Raw genomic sequence first — 14,975 nt, forward strand, 5'->3', positions numbered from 1 at the left:
TAAATTAGTCTCGTTTTTCTCGTCCAATGCCATAGTAGGGCGCTGTGAGCACCAAAACACTGTCATCATCCAAAATATTTTTGGCATCAAAAATTGGAATATTCACCTGATTAAGCGTATGAATGTCTGGCTGAGTCAGCAAAGACCAGTTGACAATAAACAGCGCATCCACCTTTGATAAATCCTGATATGGATCATGGATCAAAGTCAACAGCGGATGCCCGCCATAAATTGACTGCATCTCAAAGGCAGTGTTACGCGTAAAAACACGAGTATGAATCCCATAAGACCACAAAAGCTTCAGTAGAGGATGAATGGCAGAATGGGTCATACGAGAGGCGCCATTGCGATAGCCAGTACCCCAAATCATCACTGACTTTTGCTCAATAAAGCCATTAAAATATCGCCAAAACTTGCGAAAAATCAACTCTTTTTGGTCGTCATTAATGTGATTGACAGCGCTGATGAGCGAGGTATCGACACGGTTTTGTTTAAACTTATCCATCAAAAGCTCAAGCTCGTGCGGTAATGTTTTACCGCCAAAACCCCACCCTGCCGACAGATACGCAGGACCGATACGGCTATCTTGGGCGATGATCCGCTCAACTGACTTGATATTTACCCCTTGCTTATCAGCCAGTCTTGCCATTTCATTCATAAAGGACAGCCGAGTTGCGAGCATCGCCATCATGGCACTTCGGGCAAATTCTATTGTGACGATATCAGCGATTTGGCAGTCCTTGGCGTGCTGCTTGAGTCTTAATAACACCTCACAATGCGCCACACTGTCCTTGGTTTTTTCGCCAATCATCACCAAATCTGAATGATAAAACGCATTAAAATTTGCCCCATCTTTCATAAAGCTGATGGGCAAATAATACACCCAAGATGACTTCATCCGCTGTGCCAGTGCCCCGACATCGCCAATTGAGCGCACACCGCTTAAGATCACTTGACTGTGCGGACTGTGCACTGCATGGACGACTTGATCAATCAGATCCTCATCGACATCATCCAAAAACAGCCACAAAAGCTTGGCTTGTGCAGATGCTAAAAATGCCTGTATTTGACTATCGCTAATGATGATTTTATGTTGGGCAAGGTACAGTTGCCACAGCGCTGACATTTGATGGTCAAATTGATAATGCTCAAGCGTTGCTTGGATATCTTGCTCATCTGCAAACAGACAAACTTCATAATCCAAACTTGCTAACCACAAGCAAGCATTGATGGCTTCATGCTGATGACCGATCACATAGATGTGTTTCATAAATTATCCTCGGATACGCTTAATGACAGACAAAAGCGTATTGGTAGAGCTGTCAAATTGATCTGCATCATGCACGCTTGATAGCTCGTCATAGACACGGTTTGCCATGACCTTACCGACTTCAACACCCCATTGATCAAAGGGATTGATTTGCCAAAGCACGCTCATCACATAGACTTTATGCTCATATAAGGCAATCAAAGCACCCAAAGTCTTGGGGTTTAGATCGCTTAATAACAGCGTGGTTGAGGGCTGATTGCCCCGATATTCTTTAAATTTAGCAAAATCATCGGTACTATTTATCATGCTAGAGGGCAGAGCAGCATTGCCAAAAGCAAGCACTTGCGACTGCGCCAGACAGTTTGCCAAAGATAATTTGTGCTGATCAGCCAAGTAAGCATTTGCCACTTGTGCATCGTTATAGCGGCGAATCGGCGTGATAAAATCACAAGACACCCGCTGCGTGCCCTGATGCAAAAGCTGATAAAATGCGTGCTGTGCATTTGAGCCGATATCGCCCCACAAAATCGGGCAAGTGCCATAGTCCACCGACTCGCCGCATCGTTTGACCGATTTGCCGTTAGACTCCATCTCAAGCTGCGTCAAATAGTTGGGAAAATACTCAAGCCTGCCATCATAAGGCAGTACGGTATGTGCATTAATACCTAAAAAAGTGGCATTCCACACCCCAATCAGCCCCATGAGCACTGGTAAATTTTTTGAAAAATCCGCCTTGGCAAAATGCCGATCCATCTCATGCGCGCCTGCCAGTAGCGCCCGAAAATTCGCCATGCCGATACGCACTGCGATCGCAAGCCCAATCACTGACCACATACTAAATCTGCCGCCAACCCAGTCCCACAAAAGCAGCTGATTATCCGAATGGATGCCCCAATCGCTCATCTTATCAGGTCGCGTGGAGATGCCGATAAAATGACGGCGTAAAATCGTCGGCTTATGATCATGGGCAGCCAAAAGCCAGCTTAGGGCAGTTTTGGCATTGGATAAAGTGTCAATCGTCCCAAAAGACTTAGACGAGATGATAAATAAAGTCGTCTGCGGATTGAGCACTTTTAATAGGCTATCTAACTGCGTACCGTCCATATTAGACACAAAGTGAACGCAAATATCCGTATCCGCCCACTCAGACAACGCGGTGGCTGCCATCAAAGGACCCAAATCCGAACCGCCCACACCGATATTGACCACATCGCGTATCGCCTTGCCCGAATAGCCGCGCCACACACCACTGCGAATGCGATTGACCAGTATCTCGCATTTATCTAGGCTGTCATGCACCTGATGCCCTACATCGACGCCATCGACGATAAGCGCTTCACCTTTGGGTAGTCGAAGCGCGGTATGAAGCGCTGCCCTTTGCTCGGTGTCATTGACCTTTTCACCAGTGATAAGATCGCTGATTTTTTGGGATAAATCAAATGTATCGGCAAGCTGAATGAGCTTTGCCAAAACCTCATCATCGATCGCCTGCTTACTAAAATCCATATAAATATCGCAAGCAAAAGCAGATAGCCTTTGACCGCGTGTCTCATCGTCAGCGAATCGCTGCTGCAAATCGATCGGTGTGCGTGCCAGCGCCTGTAAATCATGCCAAGTCGTCATCAGCCGTCCTTATTTTATTGGTTTAAAAAAAATTAAAACGACTGACCCATTTGACTGGCAAAATAAGCAAATGCCTGTATATAGGTCGTCATATCACCAGCATCAAAGCTTGGACCTTTCATCGTAACCACATCCATGCCCTGCTGGCTGATGAGTGCGTCAATGGCATCGGTCAGCTGAATCTCACCGCCCACGCTCGGCTTAGTTTTTGTCAAATACTCAAAAATCTCAGGACTAAACACATACCGCCCCACCACCGCCAAATTGGACGGTGCAACATCCAGGCTGGGTTTTTCTACAAAACCCAGCACGTCAAATGATTGATTGGTGCCCGATTTTTGGATGCTTAATTTATCACTGAGCCGTGCGATGCCGTACTTATGCACATCACTGTCCGCCACAGGGTCAACCAAAATCTGACTGCGACCCGTTTGGGCAAATTGAGTCATCATATACGCCAAATTATCCACCCCAAAATCCGTGGTAAATGGGTCTAACACGACATCAGGCAGCAGCACGGCAAAGGGATTGTCGCCCACCACCGCACGCCCTTGTAGCACCGCATGACCCAGCCCTAATGGTCTGCCTTGGCGTACACTCACCACACGCACATCATCAGGCAAAAAGTTTAGGCTGTCTGCCAAACCGTCTTTGCCTTTTTGGCGTAGCTGACTGTCAAGCTCAGCATTGATGTCAAAGTAGTTTTCAATGGCGGACTTTTGGGCGTGGTTGACCAGCACGATGTTTTTGATACCAGCACGCACCGCTTCTGTAACCACATAATGAATGGCAGGCTTATCCCCTAAGGGTAAAAGCTCTTTGGGCACCGCCTTAGACAAGGGCAGCATACGCGTCCCAAAGCCTGCGGTGGGGATGATGGCGTGGGTGGGGGTGTTCATAGTTTACTCTCTTGTAAATCATTTAAATTATAGCGAATGTCGTCAGTACTCACCATCAGCTTATTGGGAACATCAAATAATTGCTCTTGCATCTGCCGTTCTAGACCAGGCATATTAGGCAGCTGACCTTGTTTGATACGGTCAATGTGCCACAGACGCCAAGCTTCCCAATAATCCAAGCGATCGAGTGCTGATGCCTTATTATGGATGCCGTAATCCTCCGAATTCATCAGTGAGCCATGGGAATGGGTAGCAAAGGTCAGTGGTTTTTTGATAGAAATAAACCTCTCGCCATAAGCTAATTTTAACCGCTCAAAAAACTCACTGTCTGCACCAGTACGCACTGCGTGCCAAAGCCCGATTTCTTCTTGTACTTGTTGGCGGCGAAACAGTGGCGATGCTGGATTTTGACGCAACAAAGGATAATATTGCCGAGCGTAATAATTTGCCTGATCATCAATGCGCAGCCAGTAAGAATTACTCACCACCAAATCAGCATCGTCGATCAAAGGCTCTACTTGTTGTTTGATCTTGTCAGGATGTGCGATGTCGTCCGAATCCTGACAAGTCATAAACTCGCCCGTGGCATACATCGCTCCGATACTTTTGGCAGCAAAAGTGCCGACATTTTTTGGCAGTCTAATCAGCATCATTCGCTCATCTTCAATAGAGTTAATCTGACTGACCGTATCATCACTACTATGATCATCAATGACGATCACCTGTATGTTTTGCCAAGACTGGTTAAGCAGGCTTTTTAGGCAAGATGTGATGGTCTTAGCAGCATTAAATGCAGTGACCAAAATTGTCACTTGATGCGGACTGCTGATGCTGTCTGTCGGTAAAAACTCAAACGCATCCAAACCAAAGCCATCACCATCTATCAAAGGCAATAAGTCAAAGCGCTGTAGATATTCATTAAACAATGTCCGCTTTTGCTGACGATCAATAGTAAGATTACTCAAAAACAGCAAGCGCTCATCGCTATCCAACTCCGTCATTAACTCCTGTCGTATTTGGCCATACTCAAGCGATAGGGCAAAATAAATTTGGCTAAGCCAAGACCATCTTGGCAGTTGATCAAAATGGTTTTGCAAATAGTCAAAAATAATCTTAGGATAAACTGGTGATAGCTCTTTGATGATAATCTTAAACCATTTATCATTTTGATGCTGATCGAGGAGCTGATCGATCATAAAGCGCGGCTCACTGACAGCAAAGCGCTTAAGCGCTGCCAACTGACGAATGGTTTTTATTTGCCTTATTGGTAAATAAAATTTTTGTTGGCGCACCTTTTCATACAGCCCAAGCTGATACGCTTGCCAAAACTGATTTGGTAAAAAATATGAGATCGACTTAGAAGTTTTTACAAATTGGTGCGTGGTGGTCATAGCCTATACGACGAAAGAAATTTACTCATTGTAGCATATTCGCCAGATATTCCCTCAATAAAACGACGGATTAGATAACTTTAGCCTTAGCCTTCGCCAAATATATCACGTGTATAGACCTTTGCTTTCACATCCTTCAGCTCATCTGCCATACGGTTGGCGACGATCAGATCGGTGTTTGATTTAAACACTGCCAAATTTTCAACCAGTCTTACGTCATCATTGTCAATATTTGACAATGATGGCTCATAAATCCATATCTCAACTTTTTTCTCAATAAGATGGTTTATAATGTCTAAAATGGCAGCATCGCGAAAATTATCCGAGCCAGCCTTCATAGTCAACCGATAGATACCAACTATTTTTGGCTGTCTTTTTAAAATCTCACGAGCAATAAATAATTTGCGCGTGCTATTGGCAGAGACCACCGCCCCTATGAGATTTTGTGGTATGTCTTGATAATTCGCCAAGAGTTGCCGAGTGTCTTTGGGTAGACAATATCCACCATAGCCAAATGATGGGTTGTTATAGTAGTCACCAATACGAGGATCCAAGCTAACGCCGCGAATTATCTGCGCGGCATTTAATTCATGAGTGCTGGCAAAAGTATCCAACTCATTAAAATAGGCGACGCGCAATGCCAAATAAGTATTTGAAAACAGCTTAATCGCTTCAGCTTCGGTACTGTCTGTCAATAATATCTTGGCATCTTTATGTACAGTGCAGTCAAGTAGCATGTTTGCAATCATACCTGCACGCTCAGATTGCTCACCTACAATGATACGACTTGGATACAAGTTATCATACAACGCCTTGTCTTCGCGCAAAAACTCGGGAGAAAAAATGATATTATCTACACCATATTTAGCTCTAATTTTTTTGGTGAAGCCCACGGGAACAGTGGATTTGATAACAATCAAAGCTCTAGGATTAATGTAGATGACATCTTTGATCACCGACTCAACACTATCAGTGTTAAAAAAATTGGTTAAAGAGTCATAATCCGTAGGTGTGGCGATTATGATAACATCTGCATACTGATAAGCATATTGTTTATCAGAAGTGGCATCCAGGCATAATGATTGAGTGCCTAAAAAATCTACCATCTGAGGGCTAGTAATAGGCAGTTGACCTGTCTTAAGCTGATTGATTTTTTCTTTATTAATATCAAATGCAATCACTCTGTGACATTGTGACAGCACCAAGGCATTGGACAGTCCAACATAACCCATTCCTACAACTGTGATTTTCTGCATTCAACCTCTGTTTGCCTCAATGGTATCTTGGATTTTTTGCAAAAACTGCTTCCATGTAAAGTGATTTAGCACAAAATCAGAACCTGCTCTTGCCATTTCCAAATCTTGCTTTGTAGGGCCATGTTTTAGGCGAGCGAAAAGTTCGACCGCCTCCTCTTGGCTATAGACAATGTGGCAATATTCTTTAAAGATCTGCTCCATCGACACGCTGGGTGTAGAGACCAATATACCGCCACAGGCTAATACCTCAACCACACGACGAGAAAACATGGTCGGTGAATCCTCTACGGTATTGACGTTTAACGACACCAGGTAATCTCGATAAACATTTGCCGTCTCTGAATAGCTAACAGCAGGGTGTATCCGTAACCCATATTCATGTTCAGGATACCTGTAATTGCTGATATGACTGTCAGAATGCCTATCAAAGACATTGACTGGTAACCCTGCTTCATGTGCCGCTGCAAATAGCATGGCTTGACGTTCACGGCGGACAGCATGTAGGTTATAACTACCCACAAAATTCGCCTCCATGTGTTTAAAATTCACTCCTTGATAGTTGTGAATCCTAGGCTGCACTGGGAACATCGCTACATCAACTGTCGTACTCGCTGGTACCACTGCTCGGTATCGCTCTACACAGTTAGCATCTACCGTAAAGATATGATCAAAATGCCGAGCCGAATCAATAAATCGATCAAAATGCACACCATCTTCTTTATTCCAAAAGACAGTGGGAATTCCTCTTTTTTTAGCCTTTTCAACCAAGCGTACCAATTTTTCATTGGTACGCTCAGGATAATCAGGATATGATGCTATTTTGTATTTCCACCGATTTTTATAGCCGAGCCAAGCGGATTCAACCAATAAAAACGATTGTTTGAGATGGCTAAGATAAAACCAATTAAAGCTGATTTCAGTTTGTTCTAGTGATAAGGATTTTTGAGTTAATCCATCACTAATTAAATATATTTTCATTAATTTATGAGTTTAAGTTACAAATAAATTTATCATGTTCATAATCTAAAAATATTTGGGTTTCATATAACTTTATATCACTCAATATTATCCTACTCGCAGCACCCCATCTCCACGGCTCTAAATTCCGCACTGCCAGTACTGAAAACTGAATAGAAATAAAGCCGTTTGTTTTGCCGGCATTCTCTATCGCAAATTGGCAAATTACATTTCTATGTTCAGCCAAAGAAACCGGCTTGGTTTTACCGTTTACAGTTACAGAAAAAGAAAACCTGCTATCCAATTCGGCACTTAGATGGGGTATTTCTATTCTGAATCTACAGTGATTAAATGATTTGGCTACCGGTATTGTTAATGATATTTCATAACCTTCGTCTTTCATTGGAGGGTTTTTATCAATCCACACATCGCAGTAAGAAGAATGAACGTCAACGGATAAATTGGCTTTAGCTAAAGTGCCTAAAGTTTTAACTTTATAATTTTGTATATAAGCATTCAACGGGTCGCTATTGAGCTTGGGAAACCGGTTTTTATTCGTTAATACGGTATAAAAATCAGCCGATGAAATTTTAACGTTGCCTTGGTAAATTTCCGGCTGTAAATCAGCGTTAAAGCTAAGTGTGCCTATTCCTGAAGATTTTTTGTTGGGAGCCAACGAATCAGGCAATACAGCCTTAAGCAGGGCAAATGTTTCTTGCTTTAGACTTGGTGGATAAACCTGATTTAATATGTCGGTATAAAAGCAATCTTCAGAGCGAATACTACTATCGTAATAATGCTCAACCAATAAATCAAAGTTGTTTTGTGCTTTGCGGTTTTGGAAAGTAAGGCCTCTGTCTTTCAATTTGGTAATCACAAATTTGAATGAATCAAAATGAAGTGTAGAAGTTAATCCTTTGAAGAAAGGACCTTTTTTCTCCGATTGTTTTAATTCGTTAATGACTTTGTTTATCCATGAAGATTCACTGAAAAACCAATTTATATCAATATCGGATTGTCCTAAATTATAAAACTCCGAAAATAAAACAAATTCTGCACATTTGGTACAGGAGCAGCACCATTTTTGGTTGATATCAACAGTAGACTCGCACATTACGAGCGTTTTATAAAAATCGGCATTATTTTTTGACAAATAGCCAAAACCGGAAAGCTCGGATAGATGCTGGTTGGCATTAAAGATGATTACTGGCTGGTGTGAAAACAGGTATGAATAGAAGTTGCTGATATTCTGAATGTGGGCTACCTGAGAGCGTTCAAAACCAAATCCCATACCTTTGCTCAAAGGAACAAAGTAATGACAGTATTCATAACTAAACGTAATGTATTCAAATAAATTTAACCAAGCCAATACGCCAAGAGGTGCAAAATACAATTCTAAATGGTAGCCTTTAATAACAGCACGAGCATTGGTTTTTATTTTAAAAACATTAATATTGTATTGATTGGATATGGGGCTAAGAATCAAATTATCCCTGCGTTCTTCCAACCGCTGAATATTTACATGTGTATCAGGGATAACGAATGAGATTAAATTGACTTGTTTGATTTTGGTATTTTTACTCAAAATATCAAGAGCACAATAAGAATCTTTCCCTCCGCCATATAAGATGCCGACAGAACCTTCCGAAGAAGAAATATGATATTTGCTTAAAAAAGCATTTTCAGTATTGGAAAAATAAACATTTTTCAGGTTATGGTAAGACACCCAAAATTTAGCAATATCTTCTAGTATGGTATCTTGGGTTACTACGATAGTGGGAATAGCAGAGCTTCTTAACTTGTTTAAAAGTAATCCGATAATTGTATTATAGTGGACTTGCAATGGAACCAATGAAATATCCAAATTGCAATAATCAATATATATATTGTTTACCGATTTTTGGTCATCATAATCAAGGTTCCATTCAAAAAACACAGTATTTTCTTTGATAATAGGTCGTTGAATATAAAGAAAATTATGTATAGATGGCTCGTAAGGGTTTGATTGTGTCATATTAATTAAGTCATACGGTAATAAAATAATAAATTTATGTATATTTCATGGAATATATATGTTACTATAGTTTAACTATATCCTCAGCCAAACCTTCTCCTATAAATACACCCTTATCAGTGAAAAATTTATCTTCTACCTGCCAAGTATGGTTAGACAGCTCTTTGGAGCGATAAACAACAAAGTTAAACGGGTCTGCAACATATGTTTTAATTTTTAATTTTTTGGCTTGCTCAAGAATATTTGTGTCCTCTCCCCGATTTAAATCACCGAAAGAAAGCTGTGCTAAAGCTTTTCTTGAAAATACTAGGGTTGCACCTGTTAGAAAATCGGTTTCCAAATGGCGTTGTCCTTTGTAACGGACAAAGGTTTTGTTTTGACCCTCTAGATAAATAAAGATTTCTTTTTTACCCACAATACCATAGTCGCCAAATTTAAAAGGTATGAGCATATCTTGTAGGTAATTAGGGAAGTAGAAATCATCATCATCAAACTTAGCGACATACTCACCTTTCGAAAGCAAAATTCCCTGATTGAGCCGTTTGCCCAATGTATCTTCCGAGTCGTTACGCACTATCTGAATGGATTTAAATGTTTTTCCGCTATTATTCAGTTTACGTTCCAATTCAGCTAATTGCTCATCAGTATATTTCTGAGCAATTACAATCACTTCAATATTGGGATACACCTGCTGGCTAAGGTTTAGAACGATCCTTTCTATAAACTGAGGACGATTTGACGCCATGACTATACTGACTAGAGGCTCTAGGGGCTCAATATTTTTTCCTAATGCATTAGCAATTTGAACAGCACGGTGCTCGTAAGTATGATTAAGCATAACTTCACGATAGCCAAGATGTGAGATCTTCAGCCATTCCCATTCATTTTCCAGCAATCTTTTGGCAATTTTATTAGCTTCTTTGGCATTTTTGGCAACTTGGACAATGCCTTTGAACTGCTCATCGATAGCCATAGATGGTGTGGAAATCACTGGGGTGCCACATGCCAGCAATTCATAAACACGACGGGACATCATTGTTGGAGAATCAGTGATGGTATTTACATTCAAAAAAATTTTAAATTGTTTGTAAATATCAACAATTTCCTTAAAAGGCACAGCTGGTCTGATATAAGAACGGTATTGATAAGGGTATGCATAACGCTCACTACCTACCTCTGACATCCTATCGTAAATAGCACCTTTAAATTTAATAATTGTAGGCAACAAGGCATCCATTTGTTTTTTACGGTCATCATGTCCCACACCATAGTAAGATCCAGCAAAACAGATAGTTTCAGGATCATGTCGAAAGCGATTGGCTGGATTACAAATATTAATATTTGCAGCAAACAGCAAAGATTCTACTTTAGCATTCGGTATATCGCGCTGATAATCTTTAATTTTATTACTATCAGTTGTAAAAATGATATCGCATTTTGATGCGATTGGTAAAAACTTCTCATAATGCATTGGGTCTTCTTTATTCCAAAAGATAATTGGAAAATTACGACCTCTTGCTATATCAAGTGCTTTTAATAAATTTTGTGCATTTTGATGTTTTAAATTTGGTGATGTAAATGCGTATTCCCAAGCGCCAAAATTGCCTTTCCAGCAGCTCTCTATAAATAACCCAAGAGACGTTGAGCCTTGAATTTGCGCTTCAAAATTAGCTTTATTAAGTTGAAATAATTTAAACTCGCTATCAAATGATAGGTGAGATATTTCATCGAGAATAGAAATAAATTTAAAATTATATTGTTGTTTAAATTTACTGTCTATTTTTTGAAAATTTGTAATTTTAGCTTTATTTGGTACCCCAAACCCTCCAACTTTTTTATCCTTAGCAAATTTTGCTAATCTATACAAGTCGCTAGGTAAGCCTAGAAAATTCTCTATCGACTTTGTTGCATGGATTAAAGTGTAACCCAATTTAAACGAAAGTGTATTTTCCACTTGTTGTTTGGTTTTTTGGGTTTTTTGGTTTGCTGCGTCAAGCTCCGCTTTCAATTTTGCCAAATTTTTAGTCAGCTCATCAATGGTTTGCTCATATTTTGTACTTCTATCCTGCAATTGTTTGGTTAGTTGTAACTGTTGACCAAAGTTTTTACAAATCTCAGATAATTGCTCTTTAATGTCATTAAGGTCATTTGAAAAGCCTTGTTCTATATTGGAAAGAGGCTTAGTAATTCCTGTGTTCGGCACAAATTCTGCTCTACTTGAAGCTGAAACACATCCTTTGCGAATTTCTGCACGCAATGTGCCATCTTTAAGCTGAGCCAGCATAAGCAGATAAAACTCGTCTATATAATGAAACGGGCTTAGTCCCCACATATGTTCTTTATTGGCATAAAGTACATCAGGGGTATAATTCAAGGTATTGTTTTTATCTAAAAACTGCTCAATAAAGCGATATTGTCGCTCGAGAAATTCATTGGCTTGTATCACTTTCGCTTCGTCATAAAATACCTCTCCATGAGTGAGTTGGGGTGTCCAATACACTTTGTTAAGTAGGATTTTTGGTAATAAGTCGTATTTCTGAGCTTTTTTGATAAACTCCAAACAGCCTCTTTGCCATTCTTGAAACCACTCTTCCGACCAACCGGAAACAACTCGGCCTTTGTTGTGATTTCTTTTCAGAAAGTCTGTTTGCTTTAATTCGGCAGTCAATAAAACTTTGCCGCCATCGTCAAATTTAAATAAATCATATCTATCGTCTATAAAATCTAAAATCAAATAGTTATATTGTCTGCCGACAAACTCATCGGTGAATTCTTTGCAAAAATCGGCATGAACAATTTTTCGTTGAAACGGTGATTTTAATTGTTCCGTATAACTATCTTCTACTTTAGTAGAATCAAATGCGGTTGCCAGGGAGCTGCGTGCAAAATAACGAACGAGTTTAAATGCATCCACCTTATCAAAGGTGAATGCATCTCTTGTTACACAGCTGCCAAAAATTAATATATTCATATCACTATTCCAAATTCAAATTTTTATATAATTCAAACCAATATTCTCAAGCACAAAATATAGCAACTTCGAAAACTAAGGTGATTTACCAAATACCCTTCGTATCCACCACAACCTTATCAGTTACCCTACCAATCTCTTTAAATTCTTTATGGTCCACAAGCACCACATAAATATCGGCTTGCACCAAAGCTTCTTCTAAGCCAATATGTGCAATTCCTAAATCGCTTAAATTGTTTGGCAACTCGTTCACATTCGGCTCAACTGCTAAAATCTGGTTGGGGTATTTTTCTGCCAGTTGCTCGGTGATTTTCAGGGCAGGGCTTTCTCGCAGATCGTCAATATCTGGCTTAAATGCTAAACCTAAACAGGCGATTTTGATATCATTGATACCCTTGCCTGTGTTTTGTAGCGCATTGATGACCGCTTCATTGACTTTACCAATTACCCACTCTGGCTTACCATCATTAACTAAACGTGCAGTATGAATCAATCTAGCCAGCTCAGGCGTCTTATTGACGATAAACCAAGGATCAACAGCAATACAATGCCCGCCGACACCACACCCAGGTTGTAATATATTGACACGTGGATGACGGTTCGCCAAAGCAATCAGCTCCCAAACATTAATATCTAAACGATCACAAATAATAGAAAGCTCATTGGCAAAGGCAATATTGACATCTCGAAAAGAGTTTTCGGTAAGCTTACACATCTCGGCAGTGCGAGCATTGGTAACGATACAGTCGCCTTGAACAAAGGTTTTGTACAGTTTTACCGCTTGCTCTGAGCATCTGGCAGTCATACCACCAATGATGCGATCGTTTTCAACCAACTCTCTCATCACATGCCCTGGTAACACACGCTCAGGACAGTGGGCGATACGAATATCAGAGTCTTCACCTGCGTGTTGCGGAAAGGTCAGATCAGGGCGAGCTTCTGCAAGCCACTCGGCCATCTGTTCTGTCGCACCCACAGGAGAGGTGGATTCCAAAATGACCAAATCACCTTGTTTTAACACAGGAGCGATGGCCTGACTTGCTGACTTAATATAACTTAAATCAGGCTCATAATCCTGACCTTTAAACGGCGTTGGCACCGCAATAAGAAAAGCATCAGCCACTTCAGCCGTTAAGCTCGCCCTTAAGGAGCCATTAGCCACGCATTTCTGTACTGCCACATCCAGCTCAGGTTCCACGATATGGATTTTGCCTTCATTAATTGTATTAACAGCATATTCATTAACATCAACGCCGATAACTTTGGCCCCGTGCAAAGCGAATGCTGCTGCTGTCGGCAAGCCAATATAACCCAAACCAATCACGGAAACTGTATTAAAATGATTCATATAAAACCTTTCTTGTTATTTAAATACTGATAAAATTTGTTGTACTGCTGTGCCATCGCCATAGGGATTATGAGCAGTGGACATACGCTGATAAGCAGCCTCATTCGTCAGCAACAAATCAGCCTGAGCAAAAATGACCTCTTGATTGGTACCCACCAAGCGGACAGTATTTGCCAGCACTGCTTCTGGTCGTTCGGTGGTGTCTCTCATAACCAAGACAGGCTTTCCAAGCGAGGGAGCCTCTTCTTGGATGCCGCCCGAATCTGTCAAAATTAAATATGATCTTTTCATTAAGTAAACAAATGAAAAATAATCCAATGGCTCTATTAAATGGATATTGGGTTTATTAGACAGTAGGCGGTTAACTGGCTCACGAACATTAGGATTTAGATGGACAGGATAGACAAACTGTACATCAGAATGCTTATCCGCAAGTTCAGAAATGGCAGAACAGATATTTTCAAAACCACGACCAAAGTTTTCACGGCGATGACCTGTGATTAAAACGATCTTTGAATCTTTTAAAAACGCAAATTTATTCTGATATTCAGAAAGTAATTGCTGATTGCTTTCAATTTTCTCTAGTGCCAAGAATAATGCATCAACAACAGTGTTGCCAGTTACATAGATATTCTCAGAAGCGACATTTTCGTGCAATAGATTCTCTTTGGTGCTTTGCGTGGGGGCAAAGTGGTATTTGGCGATAGCACCTGTCAGCTTTCGATTGCCTTCTTCTGGCCAAGGTGAGTAGATATTACCTGTACGCAGACCTGCTTCTACATGGGCGATGTCAATTTGGTTATAATAAGCAACAAGGGATGTTGCTAAAGTAGTGGCGGTATCTCCATGCACAAAAATTGTAGTCGGTTTATACTCATCAATTACTGGCTGCATTTTTTCCAAAATAGCCGTAGTGACCGTAGAAAGCGTCTGACCGCCGCTCATGATATCCAAATCATAATCAGGTTTGATCTCAAACAGCTCTAATACTTGGTCAAGCATTTGGCGATGCTGAGCGGTGACACAGACTCGAAAATCCAAGCCGCTTTTTTTAAAACCCTCTACCAAAGGCGCCATCTTAATAGCCTCTGGACGTGTGCCAAAGACAATTAAGGCCTTGAATTCATTATCCATTTAAATCCCCACTTTACTCATTGGATTAAGTCAAAAACAATTATGACATATTTGTGGAAATGATACTACATTAAAATGACTAAAAAGTTACAAAAAATTATTTTACTACCAG

Annotated in this window: 10 protein-coding genes; all 10 read right to left on the minus strand. The window is 40.6% G+C overall.

The features are described from left to right. Positions 1–4: 4 nt before the first annotated feature. The 10 genes from U0021_RS04345 to wecB all read right to left on the minus strand — a co-directional run bounded on the left by U0021_RS04345 (position 5) and on the right by wecB (position 14,863). A complete protein-coding gene (locus tag U0021_RS04345; RefSeq protein ID WP_114800728.1) occupies positions 5–1,270 on the minus strand; it encodes a UDP-glucose/GDP-mannose dehydrogenase family protein in 1,266 nt (421 codons plus the stop codon). Positions 1,271–1,273: 3 nt separating this feature from the next. Further along, positions 1,274–2,893, minus strand: a complete 1,620-nt coding sequence (gene pgi, locus U0021_RS04350; protein ID WP_114800727.1) for a glucose-6-phosphate isomerase — start codon at positions 2,891–2,893, stop codon at positions 1,274–1,276. Between the two features lie 32 nt (positions 2,894–2,925). After that, complete coding sequence (locus tag U0021_RS04355) at positions 2,926–3,792, minus strand: UTP--glucose-1-phosphate uridylyltransferase (RefSeq protein ID WP_114800726.1); 867 nt, start codon at positions 3,790–3,792, stop codon at positions 2,926–2,928. Next, entirely contained in the window at positions 3,789–5,183 is a 1,395-nt protein-coding gene (locus U0021_RS04360) for a glycosyltransferase family 2 protein (protein WP_114800725.1), read from the minus strand. Before U0021_RS04360 ends, U0021_RS04355 begins: the two co-directional genes overlap by 4 nt. Positions 5,184–5,269: 86 nt before the next feature. Further along, positions 5,270–6,439, minus strand: coding sequence for a nucleotide sugar dehydrogenase (locus tag U0021_RS04365; RefSeq protein WP_114800724.1), 1,170 nt, complete (start codon positions 6,437–6,439; stop codon positions 5,270–5,272). After that, positions 6,440–7,417 (minus strand): CgeB family protein, encoded by a 978-nt coding sequence (locus U0021_RS04370; RefSeq protein ID WP_114800723.1) that lies wholly within the window; start codon positions 7,415–7,417, stop codon positions 6,440–6,442. A gap of 4 nt (positions 7,418–7,421) precedes the next feature. Continuing rightward, the gene (locus U0021_RS04375; protein WP_114800722.1) at positions 7,422–9,410 is read right to left on the minus strand and encodes a hypothetical protein; all 1,989 of its coding nucleotides are present in this window, start codon (positions 9,408–9,410) and stop codon (positions 7,422–7,424) included. 64 nt (positions 9,411–9,474) lie between these two features. Further along, positions 9,475–12,381 carry a DUF6270 domain-containing protein gene (locus U0021_RS04380; RefSeq protein WP_114800721.1) on the minus strand — a complete coding sequence of 969 codons (2,907 nt, stop codon included), beginning with the start codon at positions 12,379–12,381 and terminating at the stop codon, positions 9,475–9,477. Positions 12,382–12,466: 85 nt separating this feature from the next. Continuing rightward, positions 12,467–13,729 (minus strand): UDP-N-acetyl-D-mannosamine dehydrogenase, encoded by a 1,263-nt coding sequence (gene wecC / locus U0021_RS04385; RefSeq protein ID WP_114800720.1) that lies wholly within the window; start codon positions 13,727–13,729, stop codon positions 12,467–12,469. 15 nt (positions 13,730–13,744) lie between these two features. Next, complete coding sequence (gene wecB, locus U0021_RS04390; protein ID WP_114800719.1) at positions 13,745–14,863, minus strand: non-hydrolyzing UDP-N-acetylglucosamine 2-epimerase; 1,119 nt, start codon at positions 14,861–14,863, stop codon at positions 13,745–13,747. Positions 14,864–14,975: the final 112 nt, after the last annotated feature.

It is taken from the genome of Moraxella canis (genome assembly GCF_034424565.1).
Classification (GTDB): domain Bacteria; phylum Pseudomonadota; class Gammaproteobacteria; order Pseudomonadales; family Moraxellaceae; genus Moraxella; species Moraxella canis.

Bases quoted from the DNA above. Each gene is read 5' to 3' on its own strand.
- U0021_RS04365 (WP_114800724.1), bottom strand. From the start codon at position 6,439: ATGCAGAAAATCACAGTTGTAGGAATGGGTTATGTTGGACTGTCCAAT.
- U0021_RS04345 (WP_114800728.1), bottom strand. From the start codon at position 1,270: ATGAAACACATCTATGTGATCGGTCATCAGCATGAAGCCATCAATGCT.
- U0021_RS04375 (WP_114800722.1), bottom strand. From the start codon at position 9,410: ATGACACAATCAAACCCTTACGAGCCATCTATACATAATTTTCTTTAT.
- U0021_RS04380 (WP_114800721.1), bottom strand. From the start codon at position 12,381: ATGAATATATTAATTTTTGGCAGCTGTGTAACAAGAGATGCATTCACC.
- U0021_RS04370 (WP_114800723.1), bottom strand. From the start codon at position 7,417: ATGAAAATATATTTAATTAGTGATGGATTAACTCAAAAATCCTTATCA.
- wecC (WP_114800720.1), bottom strand. From the start codon at position 13,729: ATGAATCATTTTAATACAGTTTCCGTGATTGGTTTGGGTTATATTGGC.
- wecB (WP_114800719.1), bottom strand. From the start codon at position 14,863: ATGGATAATGAATTCAAGGCCTTAATTGTCTTTGGCACACGTCCAGAG.
- U0021_RS04355 (WP_114800726.1), bottom strand. From the start codon at position 3,792: ATGAACACCCCCACCCACGCCATCATCCCCACCGCAGGCTTTGGGACG.
- U0021_RS04360 (WP_114800725.1), bottom strand. From the start codon at position 5,183: ATGACCACCACGCACCAATTTGTAAAAACTTCTAAGTCGATCTCATAT.
- pgi (WP_114800727.1), bottom strand. From the start codon at position 2,893: ATGACGACTTGGCATGATTTACAGGCGCTGGCACGCACACCGATCGAT.